This is a genomic window from Enterobacter vonholyi (genome assembly GCF_040834095.1).
Taxonomy (GTDB): domain Bacteria; phylum Pseudomonadota; class Gammaproteobacteria; order Enterobacterales; family Enterobacteriaceae; genus Enterobacter; species Enterobacter vonholyi.
This window is the reverse complement of the sequence record NZ_CP162152.1, coordinates 4,106,325-4,127,601: the sequence shown is the minus strand read 5'-3', so window position 1 is coordinate 4,127,601 and position 21,277 is coordinate 4,106,325. Positions and strand designations below refer to the sequence as shown.

Here is a 21,277-nt window from a genome sequence, read left to right as displayed (position 1 = left end):
AGTTACTGATATGAACGCTCCATTTAGCTACTCTTCACCCACGCTCAGCGTTGAGGCGTTAAAGCACTCCATCGCCTACAAGCTGATGTTCACCATCGGGAAAGATCCGGTTATAGCCAACAAGCACGAGTGGCTGAACGCCACCCTGTTTGCGGTGCGTGACCGCCTGGTTGAACGCTGGCTGCGCTCAAACCGCGCCCAGCTTTCGCAGGAGACGCGTCAGGTTTACTACCTGTCGATGGAATTTTTGATTGGCCGCACGCTGTCCAACGCGCTGCTGTCGCTCGGTATTTATGACGATGTCAAAACCGCACTCGAAGAGATGGGGTTAGATTTAGAAGAACTGATCGACGAAGAGAACGACCCGGGCCTCGGCAACGGCGGTCTGGGGCGTCTCGCCGCCTGCTTCCTCGACTCGCTGGCGACGCTGGCGCTGCCGGGCCGCGGCTACGGTATTCGCTACGACTACGGTATGTTCAAACAGAACATCGTCGACGGGCGTCAGAAAGAGTCGCCGGACTACTGGCTGGAGTACGGCAACCCGTGGGAATTCAAGCGCCACAACACGCGTTACAAGGTGCGCTTTGGCGGGCGTATCCAGCAGGAAGGGAAAAAATCCCGCTGGGTGGAAACGGAAGAGATCCTGGCCGTGGCCTACGACCAGATTATCCCCGGCTACGATACCGACGCCACCAACACGCTGCGCCTGTGGAGTGCCCAGGCCAGTAGCGAAATTAACCTCGGTAAATTTAACCAGGGTGACTACTTCGCGGCGGTGGAGGATAAAAACCACTCCGAGAACGTGTCCCGCGTGCTGTACCCGGATGACTCGACCTACTCGGGTCGCGAGCTGCGCCTGCGTCAGGAGTATTTCCTCGTTTCGGCTACCATTCAGGACATCCTCAGCCGCCACCATCAGCTGCACAAAACCTACGCCAACCTGGCGGAGAAAACCGCGATCCACCTTAACGACACCCACCCGGTGCTCTCTATTCCGGAACTGATGCGCCTGCTGATCGACGAGCATAAGTTCAGCTGGGATGACGCCTTTGAGGTGACCTGCCAGGTGTTCTCGTACACCAACCACACGCTGATGAGCGAAGCGCTGGAGACGTGGCCGGTGGACATGCTCGGTAAAATCCTGCCGCGCCACCTGCAGATTATCTTTGAGATTAACGACTACTTCCTCAAGACGCTGCAGGAGCAGTATCCGAACGATACCGGCCTGCTGAGCCGTGCGTCCATCATTGATGAGTCGAACGGTCGTCGCGTGCGCATGGCCTGGCTGGCGGTTGTCATCAGCCACAAGGTCAACGGCGTGTCCGAGCTCCACTCGAACCTGATGGTGCAGTCTCTGTTTGCGGACTTCGCGAAGATCTTCCCGACGCGGTTCTGCAACGTGACCAACGGCGTCACGCCGCGCCGCTGGCTGGCGCTGGCCAACCAGCCGCTCTCTGAGGTGCTGGACGAGAATATCGGCCGCACCTGGCGTACCGATTTGAGCCAGCTGAGCGAGCTGGAACAGCATATTGATTTCCCGACGGTGAACAAAGCCGTACGCGAAGCCAAGCTGCTGAACAAAAAGCGTCTGGCGGTCTGGCTGGCGATGCACCTCAACGTGGTCGCTAACCCGAAAGCGCTGTTCGACGTGCAGATCAAACGCATCCACGAATACAAGCGTCAGCTGATGAACGTGCTGCACGTGATCACCCATTACAACCGCATCAAGGCCGATCCAACGGCCGAATGGGTGCCGCGCGTGAAGATCTTCGCCGGTAAGGCGGCTTCCGCCTACTACATGGCGAAGCACATTATTCATCTCATCAACGACGTGGCGAAGGTGGTTAACCAGGATCCGGACATTGGCGACAAGCTGAAGGTGGTGTTCATTCCGAACTACAGCGTCAGCCTTGCGCAGCTGATCATCCCGGCGGCGGATCTCTCTGAACAGATTTCGACGGCGGGTACTGAAGCATCGGGTACCAGTAATATGAAGTTTGCCCTCAACGGCGCGCTGACCATCGGCACGCTGGACGGGGCGAACGTCGAGATGCTGGAGCACGTGGGCGAAGAAAATATCTTCATCTTCGGTAACACGACGGAAGAGGTGGAGGCGCTTCGCAGGAAAGGCTACTCGCCGCGTCAATATTACGAAGAGGATGAAGAGTTGCGTCAGGTGCTGACGCAGATCGCGACCGGCGTGTTTAGCCCGGATGAACCGAGCCGCTATCGCGATCTGGTGGATTCGCTGATTAACTTTGGCGATCACTACCAGGTGCTGGCGGATTATCGCAGCTACGTGGACTGTCAGGATAAGGTTGACGAGCTGTACCGTCAGCAGGAGAAGTGGACCAGCGCCGCGATGTACAACATCGCCAATATGGGCTATTTCTCGTCAGACCGGACCATCAAGGAGTATGCCGAGACGATCTGGCATATTGATCCGGTGAGATTGTAAAAGCAAAACGGCAACCTCGGTTGCCGTTTTTAGTGTTTGTTCCCTCTCCCTGTGGGAGAGGGGCAGGGTGAGGGCATCAGTCCGCACCGGTCGTATTACGACGCCAGCGACAGCTCACGCTTCCCCGCATTTTGCAGTAACCACTGCGCCACGCGAGACTGCTGCTCGGCGTTGAGCCACATCCCTTCCTTGGTACGGCGCCAGATAGCATCGTCCAGACGACGCACCCACTCGTGCTCAACCAGGTAACGCAGTTCGGCTTCGTACAGCTCGTGGCCGAAATGCTCGCCCAGATCCGCCATGTCCTTCGCATCGCCCAGAATCAGCTCGGTATTGCTGCCGTAAGTGCGGGCATAGTGGCGCGCCATTCCTTCGGTGATGAACGGGAACCGACGGCGCAGCTTCGCGGCGTAATCATCGCGGTTATCGCCGATATCACCGCCGGGCAGTACCGCGCCCTTGGTCCATGCCGGGCCAATGCCTTTATAGTACGGCGCCAGTTTTTCCAGCGCGTGCTCGGCCAGCTTGCGGTAGGTAGTGAGCTTACCGCCAAACACGGAAAGCAGCGGCGCCTGACCGTCAACGTCGTGAATATCGAGCGTATAGTCGCGGGTAATGGCCTGCGGTGAGTCAGATTCGTCATCGCACAGCGGACGCACGCCGGAGTAGGTCCAGACAACGTCGTCGCGCGACAGCTGTTTCTTAAAGTGCGCGTTATACACTTTGAGCAGGTAGTTCACTTCGCTCTCGTCGATCTCGACGTTCTTCGGATCGCCTTTGTACTCCACGTCGGTAGTACCGATGATCGAGAATTCGTCCATCCACGGGATCACAAACACGATGCGCTTGTCTTCGTTCTGCAGGATGTAAGCCTGCTTCTGGGTATGCACGCGCGGCACCACAATGTGGCTGCCTTTGATTAGGCGAATGCCGTATGGAGAAGGCAGATGCATGCCGTCGTCGAAGAACTGCTTCACCCACGGGCCGGTAGCGTTCACCAGGCCGCGCGCTTTCCAGCTGAATTTCTCGCCGGTATCAATGTCTTCCGCTTCCACAATCCACAGGCCATTTTCACGACGGGCAGCGGTTGCGCGGGTGCGGGTTTTCACCTCGCCACCTTTCTTCTCAACCATCTGCGCATTCGCCAGTACCAGGCGGGCATCATCCACCCAGCAGTCGGAATATTCGAATCCGCGCACGATTTCCGGCTTAAGGACCGATTCTGAGCCAAAACGCAACCCTTTCGAACCCGGGAGGCTGGTGCGTTTACCCAGATGATCGTACATAAACAGACCGATGCGAATCATCCACGCCGGACGCAGATGCGGGCGATGGGGCAGGCGGAAGCGCATCGGAATCGCCAGATGCGGGGCCATTTTCAGCAGCACTTCACGTTCGGCCAGCGCTTCACTGACCAGGCGGAATTCGTAGTGTTCCAGGTAGCGCAGGCCACCGTGAATCAGTTTGGAGCTGGCGGACGACGTCGCGCAGGCGAGATCGTTAGCTTCCAGCATCAGTACGGACAAACCGCGTCCTGCGGCATCGACCGCAATACCGGCACCGTTGATGCCACCGCCTATCACAATCAGATCTTTGGTTTCCATAACACCCTCATGCACTTTCGTTAAAGCTCAGAAATGTTCGATATCGCTCATAATAGCAAAGGAACGCGCTTTTGGTAACATCAAAAAAACAATTTAGAGTGATATGGATAACATAATGGCGTTTACCCGCCGCCAGGACGTACACTACGGGGTAAAATCTTGTCGTTGACCACTGTAAAGAGAACACCATGGATCAGTTTGAATGTATTAACGTAGAAGAAGCCCACCAGAAGATGCACCAGGGAAAAGCGGTGCTGGTGGACATCCGCGATCCGCAGAGTTTTGCGATGGGCCATACGCCGGGCGCGTTCCATCTCACCAACGACACGCTGAGCGCGTTTATGCGCGATAACGACTTCGACACGCCGGTGATGGTCATGTGTTACCACGGCAACAGCAGCAAAGGCGCGGCGCAGTATCTGCTTCAGCAGGGTTACGACGCAGTTTACAGCGTCGACGGTGGTTTCGATGCCTGGCATCGTCATTTCCCGGCGGAAGTGGAATACGCTTTTGAGCGCTGATCCCGCTATACTGTCCTCTTTTGTGTGGAAATAAGCGACCGCTGCCCATGTTGATGATCACCTCTTTTACTAACCCGCGTGTCGCCCAGGCGTTTGTCGACTATATGGCGACGCAGGGCGTTATTCTGACTATTCAACAACATACGCAGACAGACGTCTGGCTGGCCGATGAGAGCCAGGCCGGACGGGTAAACGAGGAGCTGGCGCGTTTTCTTGAGAACCCTGGCGACCCGCGCTATCTGGCGGCCAGCTGGCAGTCCGGCCAGACCGGCAGCGGATTGCACTACAGCCGCTTTCCTTTCCTCGCCACTATTCGCGAGCGCGCGGGCCCGTTTACGCTGCTGCTGATGGCGGCCTGTATCATCGTCTTCATTATCATGAACGTGGTCGGCGACCAGAGCGTAATGATTGCCCTGGCGTGGCCCTATGACTCGTCTCTTGAGTTTGACGTCTGGCGCTACTTTAGCCACGTGATGATGCATTTCTCGGTGATGCATATCCTCTTTAACCTGCTCTGGTGGTGGTATCTCGGCGGTGCCGTTGAAAAGCGTCTGGGCAGCGGCAAGCTGATCGTTATCACCATCATCAGCGCCCTGTTAAGTGGCTACGTGCAGCACAAGTTCAGCGGGCCATGGTTCGGCGGGCTGTCGGGTGTCGTGTATGCCCTGATGGGCTACGTCTGGCTTCGCGGGGAGCGCGACCCGGAAAGTGGCATCTATCTGCAACGCGGATTAATAACCTTTGCATTAATATGGCTAATTGCCGGATGGTTTGATCTGTTTGGTATGTCTATCGCCAACGGTGCGCACGTCGCCGGGCTGGCCGTGGGGCTGGCGATGGCCTTTGCCGACACGCTCCATGCGCGAAAACGAACATAATTCTCAGGGATAATTGATGAAACAAACACAACGTCATGACGCCATTATCGAACTGGTAAAAAAACAGGGATACGTCAGCACCGAAGAGCTGGTGGAGCAGTTTGCCGTCAGCCCACAAACCATCCGTCGTGACCTGAACGACCTGGCCGATCAGAACCGTATTCTTCGCCACCACGGCGGCGCGGCGCTGCCGTCCAGCTCGGTCAACACCTCCTGGCACGACCGTAAGGCGACGCAGACGGCAGAGAAAGAGCGCATTGCCCGCAAGGTCGCCAGCCAGATCCCGAACGGCGCGACGCTGTTTATTGATATCGGCACCACGCCGGAAGCGGTCGCCCATGCGCTGCTGGATCACGAGAACCTGCGCGTGGTCACCAACAACCTGAACGTGGCCAATACCCTGATGCAGAAAGACGACTTCCGCATCATCCTCGCGGGCGGCGAGCTGCGCAGCCGCGACGGCGGGATTATCGGCGAAGCGACCCTCGACTTTATCTCGCAGTTCCGCCTCGACTTCGGCATTCTGGGGATCAGCGGTATCGACAGCGACGGCTCGCTGCTGGAGTTTGATTACCACGAGGTGCGCACCAAGCGCGCGATTATTGAAAATTCACGCCACGTGATGCTGGTGGTGGATCATTCCAAGTTTGGCCGTAACGCGATGGTGAACATGGGCAGCATCAGCATGGTGGATGCGGTCTATACCGACGTGATGCCGCCGGCGGGCGTGATGCAGGTAATTAAAGATAATAATTTGCAGTTAGAGTTGTGTTGAAAAGCCGTTCTCCCTCTCCCTGTGGGAGAGGGCCGGGGTGAGGGCGTCAGGCCGCACAAATCTAAACGCCGTACCCCATCATCTTCAACAGCTGCTGTGCATGCTGTACTGCATCCTGACGATGCGCCACGCCCAGCTTCTGGTACAGATTGCGGATATGCGTTTTGATGGTGGTCGCCGCCACCGCAAGCTCACCGGCAATCTGCTCGTTGCTGTAGCCTGAATAAATCAGCCCCAGAACCTGCCATTCGCGCTGGGTGAGCGGGCTGGTGCGGATAAGTTCCGGCACTTCCGGGTGGTTCAGCAGACGTTCAACAAAGTTCTCATCGAAATGCGCGAACTTGTGCCGATGATGCTGGTTAATCTCGCGCAGAATGCGCTGGGCGCGATGCTGATCCAGTTCCGGCAGCGTGTTGAGCTGAATCAGCTGGCGCAGCTGCTGCGCCATCACTTCCCCTTCAATTACAAAGTGGCTGATAAACCCGGTGCGGTTTGCCAGCTGCAGCGCCTCCAGCAGCACGCGCTGGGCATCGTTTTTACGACCCGCCTGCCAGTAGAGCTGGTTTTGCAGCAGCAGGTTGCGGTTCAGGTCGCTCATCAGGCGCAGGCTGCGCGCGTTCTCGTTCAGCTCCTCCAGCACAATCTCAGCGGGCTCTAATTCACCGAGCAGGATCTGCGCGCGGGCAATGTTGCGCCACTGGCTCTGCAGGAAGTGGTTGTTGGCAAATTCCGGTTTTGGCGTCTGGCGCAGCCAGTTGGCGGCAGATTTTTTATCGCCGGTCATCTGCCAGTAAATCACCCGGACCTTGTCGGCGTTTGACACCCAGTCGCTATGATACTGGCCGTTGCCGAGCAGGTTTTCCAGGCGGTTAAGATGGTTGCGGGCGTTGTCGAGATCGCCGCGCGCCAGCGAGCACTGCACCAGCAGCGCCAGGCACTGCAGCTGCTGCTGAGGCTGGAAGCTGGAAAGAACATCCACACCCTGACGGGCGCAGCTTTCCGCTTCATCCAGACGCGACCATGCCCACAGCAGCTGGGCGCGAATACGCAACAGGAACTCGTGCATCGGCAGCTGTTCCAGATGCTGTTCACGAATCAACTGGAACGCTTTTTCCTGGTTTTCCCAGGCAGCCTGCAGGAACCCCTGCGCGAATAAAATCTCGCTCTGTTGGATCAGGCTCCACAGGGCGTAATGCCAGACATCATGACGACGCGCCATCTGTTCGGTTTGCTGCATCAGTGAAAGCGATCGCGTGAGATCGCCTTTGCAGTGCAGCACTTCGCCGTGCACGGAGGTCGCCACGATACGGCTGTAGAAGTTGGCAAGCGGCAGTTCATCCAGCGCGACCATCGCCAGCCGTTCAGCTTCGTCCGGGTCGCCATCGTTAATCGCCACCTGAGCGCGCAGCGCGTTGAACTCGCCGTGCAGGGTGGTATCCATTTCGCTTTCCATCTCCTGCTCGGCGCGCGCCAGCAGGGTGTTCACTTCGCTGTAGCGATGCTGGCTCTGCATCAGCCAGGCCTGCAGCAGCACCAGACGCGGATTCTCAAGCAGGCTTTCCCACGGCAGCGCTTTGAGGGATTCTTCCAGCAGCGTCAACTCGCTGTGGTTAAACAGGCCCCACGCATGATTGAGGAGGATATCGCGCAGCATGCTGGCATCACCGGCGGCCAGCGCGTGGTGGATGGCTTCGCTTGGGAAGCCTTGCGCCATCCAGCTTTCGGCAGCGGCGCGGTGGATCTCCGGCAGTTCAACCGCCAGCTCCCACTGACAGCGCTGGCGCAGGAAGCTGCCAAACAGCGGATGATAGCTAAACCACTCGCCCGGATCGTCCATGCGCGTCAGGAAAAGGCCTTGACGTTCAATTTCTTCGAGCTGCAGCTGGCCATTTTCACAGCCCGTCACCCGTACGATGAGCGCATCGTTCATGGAGCGCAGCAGAGAGCTTTTCAGCAGGAAATTACGCGTTGAGGGATCGACGCTGTCCAGCACCTCATCCACGAGATAGTCAGAAAGGTGGCTGGCGTTGATGCCCGCCAGGCGCCGCGCAGACTGATGTGCCGGACTGTTATTTTGCCGGGCAGAGAGCGCGATGAGCTGCAGCGCCGTGGCCCAGCCGGCAACGTCATCACACAGGCGGCTGCTTTCGGCGGCCTCAATCGGTGAGTTCAGGCGGCAGTCAAAGAACTGTTTCGCTTCCTGATGGGTAAAGGCCAGCTGCTGGCTGCCCACTTCCAGGAGCTGATCGCGCACGCGCAGGTTGGCAATACCCAGCTGCGGCAGGTTGCGTGACAGCACTACTAAGGTCAGGTTTTCCGGCTGATGGCGCAGGAAGAAACGCATCGATTCATGAATTACCGGGTTAGTGATGAGATGGTAATCATCAATCACCACGTATAGCGGGCGATGCCATTCGGCCAGTTCGATAAACAGCTGAGAGAAAAGGGAGGACAGGCTTGCGTACTGGCGCTTTTGCACCATCACCTCACTGGCGACACAGTGTCCATGGGTTGCTTGCTGTATGGCGGCAATCAGATAGCTGGCAAAACGCTCCTGCTGGTTATCGCCCTCGTCGAGAGAGTACCAGCCAAGATCGCTCTTACCCGCGGCCCATTGCGAAATGAGCGTTGTTTTTCCATAACCTGCAGGGCTCGTAACCAGCGCCAGTCGGAAATTATGCGCGCCGGAAAGTTTAGCCAACAGACGCTCGCGGACCACTGTATGGTCAAGGCGAACCGGGCGACTTAATTTAGACGGAATCAACATAGGTTTCACTTCACTGTGGGGAACGAGAGATTTTATTTTTTTTGCGCTTCGTAATTAATGGATATAAGGTCGGCCAATAAGTTAACTATTGCAAGTTATGTCTGGATTTGGTGGCTGTGAATTTGCACTCTGTCACAAAACATTCAGGCAGAGGAGGGAACTTTCTGAAAAGGTCTTTGATGCCCCGTCAATGCTGGCTTGTATGGCTGTGCTGCGGCTGCGCTGAAACTGGTTTCAGAAAGGGATAGTGTCGTCAAATTTAATATACTCCTGGTAAAGTTAAGGGAGATTAATAACCTCCTTAGCGATTACCCGATTGCAGAAATATTATTCTACGTAAGTAATTATTTCGGCGGGGTTTAATTTCACCCGAAACCGCATTTCATTTCTTTGACATTCTCCTCGGTTACTTTTTTATCTTCCGGGCACACTCGAACTATGCTCTGAGAGTGGCCTCGATCACACTTTTATGCTCATCCCCGCTACTCCTCCCTGTCTAATCCCCCACAGGAGGAGGAAGAGGGGAAATGAGCCAGGCACACTAGCGCCAACTTGTGTTTTCTTTCTAAAGGATGCCGATCCCCTATGTCACAGCCTACTTTCAACAAAGCTCAATTCCAGGCTGCCCTGACGCGTCAGTGGCAGCGTTTTGGCCTTCATGCTGCAAACGAGATGACGCCTCACCAGTGGTGGCAGGCAGTGAGCGGTGCGCTCGCAGAGCAGCTGGATGCTCAACCCCTGGCAAACCCGGTAAAAGGCCAGCGCCATGTAAACTACATTTCAATGGAATTCCTGATTGGCCGTCTGACGGGCAACAACCTGTTGAACCTCGGCTGGTATCAGGAGGTCGGTGACGTTCTTAAAGAACACGACATTAACCTGACCGACCTGCTGGAAGAAGAGATTGACCCGGCGCTGGGCAACGGCGGCCTGGGACGCCTGGCGGCCTGCTTCCTTGACTCCATGGCGACCGTTGGCCAGTCGGCGATTGGCTACGGTCTGAACTACCAGTACGGCCTGTTCCGTCAGTCGTTTGCCGACGGGCATCAGATGGAAGCGCCGGACGACTGGCATCGCAATACCTATCCGTGGTTCCGCCACAACGCGCAGCTGGACGTACAGGTTGGCATTGGCGGAAAAGTGACAAAGCAGGGTTTCTGGGAACCGGCATTCACTATCACTGGCGAAGCCTGGGATCTGCCGGTGCTTGGCTACCGTAACGGCGTGGCGCAGCCGCTGCGTCTGTGGCAGGCGAAGCACGCGCATCCGTTTAACCTGACCAAATTCAACGACGGCGATTTCCTGCGCGCCGAGCAGCAGGGCATCGATGCCGAGAAGCTGACCAAAGTCCTCTACCCGAACGACAACCACCTGGCCGGTAAAAAGCTGCGCCTGATGCAACAGTACTTCCAGTGCGCCTGCTCCGTGGCGGACATTCTGCGTCGTCATCACCTGGCGGGCCGCAAGCTGGCGCAGCTGCCGGACTTTGAAGTGATTCAGCTCAACGACACGCACCCGACCATTGCCATCCCGGAGCTACTGCGCGTGCTGATCGACGAGCACCAGCTGAGCTGGGATGACGCCTGGGCCATCACCAGCCGTACCTTTGCCTACACCAACCACACCCTGATGCCAGAAGCGCTTGAGTGCTGGGATGAGAAGCTGGTGAAAACGCTGCTGCCGCGCCACATGCAGATCATCAACAAGATTAACGACCAGTTTAAAAAGCTCGTGGATAAAACCTGGCCGGGCAACAAGTCGGTCTGGGCGAAGCTGGCGGTGGTTCACGACAAGCAGGTGCGCATGGCGAATATGTGCGTTGTCAGCGGGTTTGCGGTGAATGGCGTGGCGGCGCTGCACTCGGATCTGGTGGTCAAAGATCTCTTCCCGGAATACCACCAGCTGTGGCCAACCAAATTCCACAACGTGACCAACGGCATCACGCCGCGTCGCTGGATCAAGCAGTGCAACCCGCTGCTGGCCGGCCTGCTGGATAAGACCCTGAAGAAAGAGTGGGCCAACGATCTGGACCAGCTCATCAACCTGGAAAAATACGCTGACGACGCGAAATTCCGCGAGCAGTACCGGACGATCAAGCTTGAGAACAAGGTTCGCCTGGCGGAGTTTGTGAAAGTGCGTACCGGGATTGAGATCAACCCGAACGCCATATTCGATATCCAGATCAAACGTCTGCACGAGTACAAACGCCAGCATCTGAACCTGCTGCACATTCTGGCGCTGTACAAAGAGATCCGCGAGAACCCGCAGGCCGACCGCGTGCCGCGCGTGTTCCTGTTCGGTGCGAAAGCGGCGCCGGGCTACTACCTGGCGAAAAACATTATCCTCGCCATCAATAAAGTGGCGGCGGCGATCAACAGCGATCCGAAAGTGGGCGACAAGCTGAAGGTAGTGTTCCTGCCGGACTACTGCGTCTCGGCGGCGGAAATGCTGATCCCGGCGGCGGATATCTCCGAGCAGATCTCAACCGCAGGAAAAGAAGCCTCCGGTACCGGCAACATGAAGCTAGCGCTGAACGGCGCGCTGACCGTCGGCACGCTCGACGGGGCGAACGTCGAAATCGCCGAGAAGGTGGGCGAAGAGAACATCTTTATCTTCGGCCATACCGTGGAAGAGGTGAAAGCCATCAAGGCCAAAGGCTATGACCCGGTGAAATGGCGTAAGAAAGACAAAGTCCTCGATGCGGTGCTGAAGGAGCTGGAGAGCGGTAAATACAGCGACGGCGATAAGCACGCGTTTGACCAGATGCTGCACAGCATGGACAAACACGGCGGTGACCCGTATCTGGTAATGGCGGACTTCACGGCCTACGTTGAAGCGCAAAAGCAGGTCGACGTGCTGTATCGCGACCAGGAAGCGTGGACCCGCGCGTGCATCCTGAATACCGCCCGCTGCGGTATGTTCAGCTCTGACCGCTCAATCCGTGATTATCAGGCCCGTATCTGGCAGGCAAAACGCTAAGGAAGCGCGATGGAGAGTAAACGTCTGGACAGTGCCGCGCAGGCGGCGGGAATTAGCCTCAGTTACATCAATGCGCACGGCAAACCGCAGTCTATTGGTGCGGACACCAAAAGACGTTTGCTGGATGCCATGCACAAAACCGACGCGAAAGCGTCGGCTGCTCCGGTGCCGAACGTGAAGGTATTCACCGCAGGCAAAAAGATGCCGCTGGCGGTGGAGGGGCGCGGCGAGTTTAGCTGGCTTCTTACCACCGAAGAGGGGCATCAGCATAAAGGCCACGCCACCGGCGGCAAAACGTTAAACCTTCCGGCAAAGCTGCCGGAGGGGTATCACACCTTAACGCTCACCCAGGACGATCTGCGTTTCCACTGCCGGGTGATCGTCGCGCCAAAACGCTGCTACGAGCCGCAGGCGCTGCTTGAAGGCAAAAAGCTGTGGGGCGCCTGCGTGCAGCTCTACACTCTGCGTTCCGACAGCAACTGGGGCATCGGTGATTTTGGCGATCTGAAAAAGATGCTGGCATCCGTGGGCGAGCGCGGCGGCGCGTTTATCGGTCTCAACCCGATCCACGCGCTCTATCCGGCCAACCCGGAGAGCGCCAGCCCGTATAGTCCGTCGTCCCGTCGCTGGCTGAACGTTATTTATATCGACGTTAACGCCTTAGATGATTTCAAAAACAGCAAAGAGGCGCAGGCGTGGTGGAAACTCAGCACCACACAGCAGGCGCTGAAGCAGGCGCGCGAAGCCGACTGGGTAGACTATTCCACCGTCACGGCGCTGAAAATGGCCGCGCTGCGTCTGGCGTGGAAAGGCTTTTCGCAGCGCGATGACGAGCAGATGGCGGCGTTCCGCCAGTTCGTGACGCAGGAGGGCGAGAGCCTGTACTGGCAGGCGGCGTTCGATGCGCTGCACGCATATCAGGTAAAAGAGGACGAAATGCGCTGGGGCTGGCCGGTCTGGCCCGAAGCGTATCAGAGCGTCGACACGCCTGAAGTGAAAGCGTTCTGTAAAAAAAATGCCGATGAAGTGGACTTCTACCTGTGGCTGCAGTGGCTGGCTTACAGCCAGTTTGCCGCCTGCTGGCAGGTGAGCCAGGGCTATAAAATGCCGATTGGCCTGTACCGCGATCTGGCCGTGGGCGTGGCGGAAGGCGGCGCGGAGACCTGGTGTGACCGTGAGCTTTACTGTCTGAAAGCCTCTGTCGGCGCGCCGCCGGATATCCTTGGCCCGCTGGGCCAGAACTGGGGATTGCCGCCGATGGATCCGCACGTCATGGCGGAGCGCGCCTACGAGCCGTTTATCGACCTGCTGCGCGCTAACATGCAAAACTGCGGCGCGCTGCGTATTGACCACGTAATGTCCGTGCTGCGTCTGTGGTGGATCCCGTACGGTGAAACGGCCGATCACGGGGCGTATGTGCAGTATCCGGTTGACGATCTGCTGTCGATCCTGGCCCTGGAAAGCAAGCGCCATCAGTGCATGGTGATCGGTGAAGATCTCGGTACCGTGCCGGTGGAAATTGTCAGCAAGCTCCGCGACAGCGGCGTCTACTCCTATAAAGTGCTCTATTTTGAAAACGACCATGAGAAAACCTTCCGCGCGCCGCAAGCGTACCCTGAACAGTCAATGGCAGTCGCGACGACGCATGACCTTCCTACGCTTCGTGGCTATTGGGAAAGCGGCGATCTGACCCTTGGCAAAACGCTGGGCCTGTATCCTGATGAGGAGGTGTTACGCGGCCTGTATCAGGATCGCGAGCTTTCCAAACAGGGGCTACTGGATGCGCTGCACAAGCAGGGCTGTCTGCCGAAACGTGCGGGACATAAAGCGTCATTGATGTCGATGACCGCGACCCTCAACCGCGGTTTGCAGCGCTATATTGCCGACAGCAACAGCGCTCTGCTGGGGCTGCAGCCGGAAGACTGGATTGATATGGCGGAGCCGGTGAACATCCCAGGCACCAGCTATCAGTACAAGAACTGGCGTCGAAAGCTGTCCACCACGCTTGAGGCGATGTTTGCCGATGATGGGGTGAACAGGCTGATCAAGGATTTGGATAAGCGGCGAAAAGCTGCTGGTAAGAAGTAATAAAAAACCCGCCAGTGGCGGGTTTTTTATTATCAGGCGGTGCTCATGCAGGTCGGGTAAGGCGTAGCCGCCACCCGACTTAGGGCATCAGACCACTATGTTGAGCAGCAGCACCCCGACCAGACCACACACCGAAATAATGGTTTCCAGCGCGGACCAGGACTTGATGGTTTCACCGATCGTCAGGTTGAAGTACTCCTTGAACAGCCAGAAGCCAGGGTCGTTAACGTGAGAGAAAATCACGCTACCGGAACCGACGGCGATAACCATCAGCTCAGGGCTTACGCCCGTGGTCGCAATCAGCGGGGCAACGATACCGCCTGCGGTGATCGCCGCAACGGTCGCTGAACCCAGCGCAATACGCAGAACCGCGGCAATAGACCAGGCCATCAGGAGCGGTGATACGTTGGTTTCATGCATCATGGCGGCGATGTATTTGTCCACGCCGCTGTCGACCAGAACCTGCTTGAATGCACCGCCACCGCCGATGATCAGGAGCATCATGGCAATGATTTTGATTGAAGAGGTCAGCGTGTCGTTGATCTGATCCATGGAGCGGCCACGGTTCAAACCGAAGGTGAACATCGCGATCAGCACGGCAATCAGCGTTGCCATCACCGGGTCACCCAGGAATTCCGCCACGGACAGGAACGCATGACCTTTAGGCAGGATCATCTCCGCCACGGCGCGCATCGCCATCAGGATCACCGGTACCAGGGAGGTCCAGACGCTGACGCCAAAGCCCGGCATCTCTTCTTCGGTGAAGGTTTTGGCGCTGTACAGACCTTCCGGAATCGGCTTATCAATGCCTTTCAGGAAGCGGGCATAAACCGGGCCGGCCAGAATCACCGTCGGGATCGCCAGAATCGTACCGAACAGCAGAGTTTTACCCATATCCGCGTGGAAGATGGTCGCGATAGCGGTTGGACCCGGGTGCGGCGGCAGGAAGCCGTGGGTCACGGACAGCGCCGCAGCCATTGGCACGCCGACATACAGCAGCGGGATGCTCGCGGCAGCCGCAATGGTGAACACCAGCGGCAGCATCAATACGAAGCCCACTTCATAGAACAGCGCGAAACCAACGGTAAAGCCGGTTAACACCACTGCCCACTGAATGTTCTTCTTACCGAATTTGTCGATAAGCGTGGTGGCAATACGCTGCGCGCCCCCGCAGTCCGCCAGCATTTTACCGAGCATGGCGCCGAAGCCCATGATCAATGCCAGGCTGCCGAGCGTGCCGCCGACACCGGCTTTAATCGAGCTGATAACTTTCACCAGCGGCATCCCCTGCATCAGACCGACTGCAAGTGCCACCAGAACCAGAGCGATAAATCCGTTCATTTTGAAACGGATCATCAAGAGCAGTAATAACACAACACCGATAGCAACGATGACTAATGGCATGATTTACCTGGCCTTTGAATTGTTATGGGTAACGTCATTGTTTCAACGACAAATTCCGATTGTCCCAACTGGGAACAGAGAAGTAACGGCACTAATACTGATGCCTTTTAAACGATTAAGTTTAGTCGGCTGTTATGGGTGTGCTTAGTGCCCATGAGAATGATACGGGTAACATGACGTGATTGAGAATCACCCTGGCAGGCAAAATGTGAATTATGAGACGCAGGTCAACATATAGAGGGGAGCGAAGAGGGGGAGCAGGGTTTTGTAGGCCCGGTAAGCGCAGCGCCACCGGGCAATACAGACGGGCGCTGAATTAGTAGTAAGAGTGCTCGCCGCGCTGGTGTTCGGTCAGGTCACGCACGCCTTTCAGTTCCGGGAACTCGTTCAGCAGCTGCTTCTCGATCCCTTCTTTCAGGGTGACATCGACCATTGAACAGCCGTTACAGCCGCCGCCAAACTGCAGAATGGCAAAACCTTCGTCGGTGATTTCCATCAGGGAAACACGGCCGCCGTGGCCCGCCAGCTGTGGGTTGATCTGGGATTGCAGCAGATACTCAACGCGCTCCATCAGAGGGGCATCGTCAGACACTTTACGCATTTTCGCGTTCGGCGCTTTCAGGGTTAGCTGAGAACCCAACTGATCGGTGACGAAGTCGATCTCCGCATCTTCAAGATACGGTGCGCTCAGCTCATCAACATAGGCGGTGAGCTGTTCAAACTTAAGGGCAGTGTCAGTAGCTTCCACAGCGTCCGGAGGACAATAAGAAACACCACATTCTGCATTCGGCGTGCCTGGATTGATCACAAACACACGGATCTGCGTCCCTTCTTCCTGATTTGCCAGCAGTTTGGCAAAGTGCGCTTGTGCAGAATCGGAAATACGGATCATAGCTTTGGCCTAATAGTTGACTAAATTACCTGGGTATAATCATACGCCCATTGAAGAAGGGCTACAAGGTACGGCACAGACACCATACCTGAACCGACGCGGCGCCGCTTTGCAAAAGCAGTCGGGAAAGTTCAGCAACGGTACTGCCTGTGGTGACAACATCATCCACAATCGCGATATGGAGCCCGTCGACCGGCAATTCAAGGCGAAAGGCGTTTTTGAGGTTTCTTTTGCGAAGCCGGGCGCTGAGCTGATGCTGGATGGCGGTGGCATGAACACGTGTCAGCGCGCGGGCATCATACCGACAGCCGAGCCACCGTGCGAGGGGACGGCAGAGCAGGTCACTCTGGTTATAGCCGCGCCGCCAGTGACGACGTCGGTAAAGGGGGACACTCACCACCATGTCGATTTTCGGCAGTGCCCGCTGACGTCGCGCCTGCAAAACCGCCAGCAACAGCAGGCGAGCAAGGGGCTGTGCCAGCGAGCTCTGCCCGGAAAACTTCAGCGCGTGGATCAGCCTGTTCAGCGGTGGAACATAATCATCCACCGCCACCATCGCGCTCCACGGCGGGGACTTTTTCAGGCAACGGCCACAGGGCAAAGCGGGATTCGTGGCCGGTAAACCACATTGTGGGCAGATCCCGATACGCCATTGCAGCGATCGCGTACAGACGGAGCAGATGCCCCACCCGCCTAGTGCCAGCGGCATTCGGCATAGCCAGCACAACCCAGGTACTGTTAGCATGTGCAACCTCCATGTGAAAAAGAGAACAGTAACTGATGAAGACGCTGTGGTGGCAGACCGTCGGGACAGGAAATTGCCATCTTGTGCTGCTGCACGGATGGGGACTGAATGCTGAAGTATGGCGTTGCGTAAGCGAGGAACTCGCCTCGCATTTCACGCTGCATCTGGTGGATTTGCCGGGTTATGGCCGCAGCCGCGGTTTTGGGGCCATGTCGCTTGATGAGATGGCGGAGCAGGTTCTGAACGCTGCTCCGCAAAATGCCATCTGGCTGGGCTGGAGCCTGGGCGGGCTGGTGGCGAGCCAGATTGCGCTGTCGAGACCTGACCGCGTAAAAGCGCTAGTGACCGTGGCGTCGTCGCCCTGTTTTAGCGCGCAGGACGCGTGGCCAGGGATAAAACCCGAGGTACTGGCGGGCTTTCAGCAGCAGCTGAGCGACGATTTCCAGCGGACCGTAGAGCGGTTCCTCGCGCTGCAGACGATGGGTACCGAAACCGCGCGTAAGGATGCCCGTACGCTGAAGCAGACCGTGCTTTCGCTGCCGATGCCGGAGGTTGAGGTGCTAAACGGCGGACTTGAGCTCCTGAAAACGGTTGACCTGCGCGAGCCGCTGGCCGCGCTGACGGTGCCGCACCTGCGTATCTACGGTTATCTCGATGGGATTGTGCCGCGCAAAGTGGTTCCGCTGCTGGATTCGCTTTGGCCGGACAGCGAATCGCAGATCGTTGCCAAAGCCGCACATGCCCCGTTTATCTCTCATCCGACGGAATTTTGTTCAGCGCTGATTGCGTTAAGTCAACGTTTCGACTGATTATTTTCTATCCTGCCTGGAAAAAGTAACACACCGCAACCATACTCCAGATGTCGTTGCGGTTGTTCTGCCTTCGATAATCAAAACAACAATCCTATGGAGAGTCAGGCTATGAAACTTGTTACAGGTATTGTCACTTCTCTGGTTATTGGGTCACTGTCATTTGGCGTCTTTGCGGCAAAAGAGCTGGAAAAAGATAAAGTTGCCAGCATGAATCTGACGAAAATTGGTGAGATTTCTACGTCTGACACCACCGCGCCGATGGATGCTCGCAGAGAGCTGTCGAAGAAAGCGGATGAGCTGGGCGGAACGTACTACGTCGTCACCAGTGCAGAAAAACAGACCAAAAACGTACGCGCAACGGCGGACGTCTACAAGTAATACGATAAAGCCGGGCAGCGATGCCCGGCTTTGTTAACGCAGCGTCCACCACTCCCTGAGGCAGGCCTTTCCTTCCGGACAGCTTTTACAACTGCCGGAGAGACAACCGTCCGCTTCTTCCTGAATCCGCACGGCTTTCCCCATGGCTTCCAGTCTTTCCAGCATGGCATCGATCATCGGCTGCGGCGTATGCAGGCTGAGGCTCAGCTGTTTCGCCTCCATTCGCCCCTGCAGTGCCAGCAGGTCACGAACCTGAATCAACGATGCCATGGTTTACTCCTTAGTGACAGTCGCCCGCCGGGCTGCTGCAGCAGGTCGCGGCGGTTTTACGGTTTGCCAGCAGGTCGATGTCGACGCGGCTGCGCGCACGCCGCAGCAAACCGAGCACTATCACGTTAAACAGCACAACCGCGAGAATGCAGACCAGGCTGTAGCGCGGATGCTGGCTGAAATTAACGGTTTGATAAAAGAGCGTCGAAAGCGAGTACGCAATGTTTAACCCCCACAGGATGGAGAAGCCCATCCAGCCGCGGCTGGACTCGCGAGCAATCGCCCCCATCACGGAGATGCACGGAATGTAGAGCAGAACAAAGATGAGGTAGCTATAGGCGGCGGACGCGCTGCCAAATTTCTCGCTCATCACCCCCATGGCACCCGTCGCCATTTCACCGTCGCCTTTGCTCGCTTCAATCGGGTTCGCCAGCACGCTCAGGCTGAAGGTGTCCTTCAGGCTCTGCCAGGTCTCCTCTACGGCACCCAGCAGTTCATCACCGAGATGAAACTCTGCCGGATTAAATTCCTGCTCCTGAATGTTCTCGGCGGTGTAGAGCGTGTTCAGGGTACCGACAACCACCTCTTTTGCCATTGCGCCGGTAAACAGCCCGACGGTTGCCTGCCAGTTATCCTCATGCACGCCAATCGGTTTGAAGACCGGCGTGATGACGCGGCTGACGGAGGCGAGGGCAGAGTCGTTAATGTTATCTGCCGCCTGTCCGCTGAGGGTGAAGCTGTTCAGCGCGCTCAGGAAAATGCTGACGATGACAATCACCTTACCGGCGCGCAGCACAAAGCCCTTCAGGCGCTGCCAGGTCTGGATCGCCAGGCTTTTCAGATGCGGCACGTGATACACCGGCAGCTCCATTACAAACGGTGACGCTTCACCGCGCATGATGGTGTGCTTCAGCATCAGACCGGTGAGGATCGCCATCACGATGCCCAGCACATACAGCGAGAAGACCGCCAGCGCGCCCTGCTGACCAAAGAAGGCTGCGGCAAAGACCGCAAAGATGGCCAGACGGGCACCGCAGGACATAAACGGCGCCATCATGATGGTCATCAGACGTTCACGCGGCGCATCCAGGGTGCGTGCGCCCATCACCGACGGTACGTTACAGCCGAAGCCGACAATCAGCGGGACGAAGGATTTACCCGGCAGACCCAGCGCCTGCATCAGACGATCCATCACGAACGCGGCGCGCGCCATGTAGCCGGAATCTTCCAGGAACGAGAGGAACAGATACATCATGCCGATCTGCGGCACCAGAGGCAGAACGGTGTTGATACCGCCGCCGATCCCCTGCGCGAGGAAGATGGTTAACCATTCCGGGAAGTGAAGGGTGTATCCCACCCACTGAATGCCGTGCACGAAGACCGCGACGGAACCGGCGTCGAAAATAGGCTGGAGTGCGCCGCCGATGTTAATGGCGAGCAGGAACATCACGTACATGACCAGCAGGAAGATGGGCAAACCGAGGAAGCGGTTAAGCACGACCTTATCCACCGCCGCCGTAAAGCGGCTGGGCTCTGCCGTCAGGGCGTTACTGACAACGTCGCAAATCGAGGCTATGGCCTGGTAACGCGCATCGGCGATATGCAGCGCCGGGTCGTCCAGCTCGTCGCTAAGACGAGCCACCGTCGCGTCCAGCTTATCGGCCGCATGTCCGGCGTAGGCGCGGCTGTAGATATCGCCTTCCAGCATCTGCAGTCCAAGCCACAGCCGCTGTTTCGCAGGCATACTGTTGTCCATCTCCTGCGCCAGCACGTTGGCTTCACGCAGGAGAGGCTGCGCGTAATGCACAAGCTCAACGTCGCGATTTCCCGCGTGACGGTCAATGGCCAGCTTCAGCGCATCAATACCGCGAGCGCGCGTCGAGACCAGCGGAACGACCGGGCACCCCAGGCGCGAGGAGAGGGCATCGACGTCGATGCGCAGCTTTTGTTTCTCTGCGATGTCGAGCATGTTGAGCGCCACGATGCAGGGGATACCCAGCTCAAGCAGCTGCAGCGTCAGATAGAGGTTACGCTCGAGGTTTGAGGCGTCGACCACGTTGATCAGCAGGTCCGCGTCGCCGCCAAGAATATAGTGACAGGCGATTTGCTCATCGAGCGAGGTTTGCGACGAAATGGTGGTTAAGGAGTAGGTGCCGGGAAGGTCAACCAGCGTCACCTGGTTGTCTGTCGTCGTGAACTGGCCCTCTTTACGCTCAACCGTCACGCCCGCCCAGTTGCCCACGCGCTGGCGAGCCCCGGTCAGCTGGTTAAAAAGGGTGGTCTTGCCGGAATTAGGATTGCCAATTAAGCCAATAGTTAACTTTTTCATTTTTTTAGACTCACTGAAACCGCTGGCTTGTTATCGGGATAAGGCTTCGACTTCTATTAACGCGAGGTCTTTCTTACGCAGCACCAGATTTACGCGGCGGGTTTCGATATGAACCGGATCGCCCAGCGGCGCCACGCGCACGACCTGGAATGACGAGCCGGGCAGCATGCCCAGCGACAGCAGCTTTTGCCGATAGGCAGGGCTAATTTCGCGGGTAAAACCGGTAATCTTCCATGCACTGTCTGGAGTGAATTGCATAACGCCTGATTCCACGAAAGGTTAAATTATCTACTATGGGATGATAATGAGAATAGTTTTTATCAGCAATATTAAAACTGTGACGGAATGTTGTTTGCGGTATTAATTTACGGCCTGTT

Annotated in this window: 16 protein-coding genes; 8 read left to right on the top strand and 8 right to left on the bottom strand. The window is 57.0% G+C overall.

Going from position 1 to position 21,277, the window contains the following annotated elements; all coding sequences use genetic code 11:
• Nucleotides 1-10 precede the first annotated feature (10 nt).
• Entirely contained in the window at nucleotides 11-2,458 is a 2,448-nt protein-coding gene (glgP, locus tag AB3N39_RS19430) for a glycogen phosphorylase (protein WP_133295268.1), read from the top strand.
• A 95-nt stretch (nucleotides 2,459-2,553) separates the two neighbouring features.
• On the opposite strand, the gene glpD is transcribed toward glgP, so the two are convergent.
• Nucleotides 2,554-4,062 carry a glycerol-3-phosphate dehydrogenase gene (glpD, locus tag AB3N39_RS19425; protein WP_136195950.1) on the bottom strand — a complete coding sequence of 503 codons (1,509 nt, stop codon included), beginning with the start codon at nucleotides 4,060-4,062 and terminating at the stop codon, nucleotides 2,554-2,556.
• A gap of 188 nt (nucleotides 4,063-4,250) precedes the next feature.
• Between glpD and glpE the strand changes: the two genes are divergently transcribed.
• The 3 genes from glpE to AB3N39_RS19410 are packed head-to-tail and all read left to right on the top strand — an operon-like array spanning nucleotide 4,251 to nucleotide 6,236.
• Nucleotides 4,251-4,583 carry a thiosulfate sulfurtransferase GlpE gene (gene glpE, locus AB3N39_RS19420; protein WP_115876843.1) on the top strand — a complete coding sequence of 111 codons (333 nt, stop codon included), beginning with the start codon at nucleotides 4,251-4,253 and terminating at the stop codon, nucleotides 4,581-4,583.
• A 47-nt stretch (nucleotides 4,584-4,630) separates the two neighbouring features.
• On the top strand, nucleotides 4,631-5,461 hold the full coding sequence (gene glpG, locus AB3N39_RS19415; RefSeq protein WP_133295266.1) for a rhomboid family intramembrane serine protease GlpG: 831 nt from the start codon (nucleotides 4,631-4,633) through the stop codon (nucleotides 5,459-5,461).
• Nucleotides 5,462-5,477: 16 nt separating this feature from the next.
• Entirely contained in the window at nucleotides 5,478-6,236 is a 759-nt protein-coding gene (locus tag AB3N39_RS19410; protein WP_008503060.1) for a DeoR/GlpR family transcriptional regulator, read from the top strand.
• 61 nt (nucleotides 6,237-6,297) lie between these two features.
• Here the strand turns inward: AB3N39_RS19410 and malT are convergent, their stop codons facing one another.
• Entirely contained in the window at nucleotides 6,298-9,003 is a 2,706-nt protein-coding gene (gene malT, locus AB3N39_RS19405; protein ID WP_008503059.1) for an HTH-type transcriptional regulator MalT, read from the bottom strand.
• Nucleotides 9,004-9,588: 585 nt separating this feature from the next.
• On the opposite strand from malT, the gene malP reads away from it, so the two are divergent.
• Together malP and malQ are read left to right on the top strand one after the other, a co-directional pair.
• The gene (gene malP / locus AB3N39_RS19400; RefSeq protein ID WP_367896960.1) at nucleotides 9,589-11,982 is read left to right on the top strand and encodes a maltodextrin phosphorylase; all 2,394 of its coding nucleotides are present in this window, start codon (nucleotides 9,589-9,591) and stop codon (nucleotides 11,980-11,982) included.
• Between the two features lie 9 nt (nucleotides 11,983-11,991).
• The gene (malQ, locus tag AB3N39_RS19395; RefSeq protein WP_223580651.1) at nucleotides 11,992-14,070 is read left to right on the top strand and encodes a 4-alpha-glucanotransferase; all 2,079 of its coding nucleotides are present in this window, start codon (nucleotides 11,992-11,994) and stop codon (nucleotides 14,068-14,070) included.
• 87 nt (nucleotides 14,071-14,157) lie between these two features.
• On the opposite strand, the gene gntT is transcribed toward malQ, so the two are convergent.
• The 3 genes from gntT to gntX all read right to left on the bottom strand — a co-directional run bounded on the left by gntT (nucleotide 14,158) and on the right by gntX (nucleotide 17,111).
• On the bottom strand, nucleotides 14,158-15,474 hold the full coding sequence (gntT, locus tag AB3N39_RS19390) for a gluconate transporter (protein WP_367896959.1): 1,317 nt from the start codon (nucleotides 15,472-15,474) through the stop codon (nucleotides 14,158-14,160).
• Between the two features lie 316 nt (nucleotides 15,475-15,790).
• Nucleotides 15,791-16,366 (bottom strand): Fe-S biogenesis protein NfuA, encoded by a 576-nt coding sequence (gene nfuA / locus AB3N39_RS19385; protein ID WP_008503055.1) that lies wholly within the window; start codon nucleotides 16,364-16,366, stop codon nucleotides 15,791-15,793.
• A 61-nt stretch (nucleotides 16,367-16,427) separates the two neighbouring features.
• On the bottom strand, nucleotides 16,428-17,111 hold the full coding sequence (gene gntX / locus AB3N39_RS19380; protein WP_127732505.1) for a DNA utilization protein GntX: 684 nt from the start codon (nucleotides 17,109-17,111) through the stop codon (nucleotides 16,428-16,430).
• A 35-nt stretch (nucleotides 17,112-17,146) separates the two neighbouring features.
• Here gntX and bioH point away from each other — a divergent pair, with 35 nt between their 5' ends.
• Entirely contained in the window at nucleotides 17,147-17,920 is a 774-nt protein-coding gene (gene bioH, locus AB3N39_RS19375; protein ID WP_367896958.1) for a pimeloyl-ACP methyl ester esterase BioH, read from the top strand.
• A 111-nt stretch (nucleotides 17,921-18,031) separates the two neighbouring features.
• Entirely contained in the window at nucleotides 18,032-18,301 is a 270-nt protein-coding gene (locus tag AB3N39_RS19370; RefSeq protein ID WP_048976276.1) for a YdgH/BhsA/McbA-like domain containing protein, read from the top strand.
• Nucleotides 18,302-18,334: 33 nt separating this feature from the next.
• On the opposite strand, the gene feoC is transcribed toward AB3N39_RS19370, so the two are convergent.
• From feoC to feoA, 3 genes are read right to left on the bottom strand one after another with little or no spacing between them, the layout of a single operon-like run.
• On the bottom strand, nucleotides 18,335-18,571 hold the full coding sequence (gene feoC, locus AB3N39_RS19365) for a [Fe-S]-dependent transcriptional repressor FeoC (RefSeq protein ID WP_048976275.1): 237 nt from the start codon (nucleotides 18,569-18,571) through the stop codon (nucleotides 18,335-18,337).
• A 10-nt stretch (nucleotides 18,572-18,581) separates the two neighbouring features.
• A complete protein-coding gene (gene feoB / locus AB3N39_RS19360) occupies nucleotides 18,582-20,900 on the bottom strand; it encodes a Fe(2+) transporter permease subunit FeoB (RefSeq protein ID WP_367896957.1) in 2,319 nt (772 codons plus the stop codon).
• Nucleotides 20,901-20,930: 30 nt separating this feature from the next.
• Nucleotides 20,931-21,158: a ferrous iron transporter A gene (feoA, locus tag AB3N39_RS19355; RefSeq protein ID WP_008503050.1), complete on the bottom strand. Its 228-nt coding sequence runs from the start codon at nucleotides 21,156-21,158 to the stop codon at nucleotides 20,931-20,933.
• Nucleotides 21,159-21,277 lie beyond the last annotated feature (119 nt).

What these genes read in the sequence shown, in the direction of transcription:
- malQ (WP_223580651.1), top strand. Translation starts at nt 11,992, where the DNA reads ATGGAGAGTAAACGTCTGGACAGTGCCGCGCAGGCGGCGGGAATTAGC.
- malP (WP_367896960.1), top strand. Translation starts at nt 9,589, where the DNA reads ATGTCACAGCCTACTTTCAACAAAGCTCAATTCCAGGCTGCCCTGACG.
- AB3N39_RS19410 (WP_008503060.1), top strand. Translation starts at nt 5,478, where the DNA reads ATGAAACAAACACAACGTCATGACGCCATTATCGAACTGGTAAAAAAA.
- AB3N39_RS19370 (WP_048976276.1), top strand. Translation starts at nt 18,032, where the DNA reads ATGAAACTTGTTACAGGTATTGTCACTTCTCTGGTTATTGGGTCACTG.
- feoA (WP_008503050.1), bottom strand. Translation starts at nt 21,158, where the DNA reads ATGCAATTCACTCCAGACAGTGCATGGAAGATTACCGGTTTTACCCGC.
- glpE (WP_115876843.1), top strand. Translation starts at nt 4,251, where the DNA reads ATGGATCAGTTTGAATGTATTAACGTAGAAGAAGCCCACCAGAAGATG.
- glgP (WP_133295268.1), top strand. Translation starts at nt 11, where the DNA reads ATGAACGCTCCATTTAGCTACTCTTCACCCACGCTCAGCGTTGAGGCG.
- gntT (WP_367896959.1), bottom strand. Translation starts at nt 15,474, where the DNA reads ATGCCATTAGTCATCGTTGCTATCGGTGTTGTGTTATTACTGCTCTTG.
- gntX (WP_127732505.1), bottom strand. Translation starts at nt 17,111, where the DNA reads ATGCTAACAGTACCTGGGTTGTGCTGGCTATGCCGAATGCCGCTGGCA.
- glpD (WP_136195950.1), bottom strand. Translation starts at nt 4,062, where the DNA reads ATGGAAACCAAAGATCTGATTGTGATAGGCGGTGGCATCAACGGTGCC.
- feoB (WP_367896957.1), bottom strand. Translation starts at nt 20,900, where the DNA reads ATGAAAAAGTTAACTATTGGCTTAATTGGCAATCCTAATTCCGGCAAG.
- glpG (WP_133295266.1), top strand. Translation starts at nt 4,631, where the DNA reads ATGTTGATGATCACCTCTTTTACTAACCCGCGTGTCGCCCAGGCGTTT.
- malT (WP_008503059.1), bottom strand. Translation starts at nt 9,003, where the DNA reads ATGTTGATTCCGTCTAAATTAAGTCGCCCGGTTCGCCTTGACCATACA.
- nfuA (WP_008503055.1), bottom strand. Translation starts at nt 16,366, where the DNA reads ATGATCCGTATTTCCGATTCTGCACAAGCGCACTTTGCCAAACTGCTG.
- feoC (WP_048976275.1), bottom strand. Translation starts at nt 18,571, where the DNA reads ATGGCATCGTTGATTCAGGTTCGTGACCTGCTGGCACTGCAGGGGCGA.
- bioH (WP_367896958.1), top strand. Translation starts at nt 17,147, where the DNA reads ATGAAGACGCTGTGGTGGCAGACCGTCGGGACAGGAAATTGCCATCTT.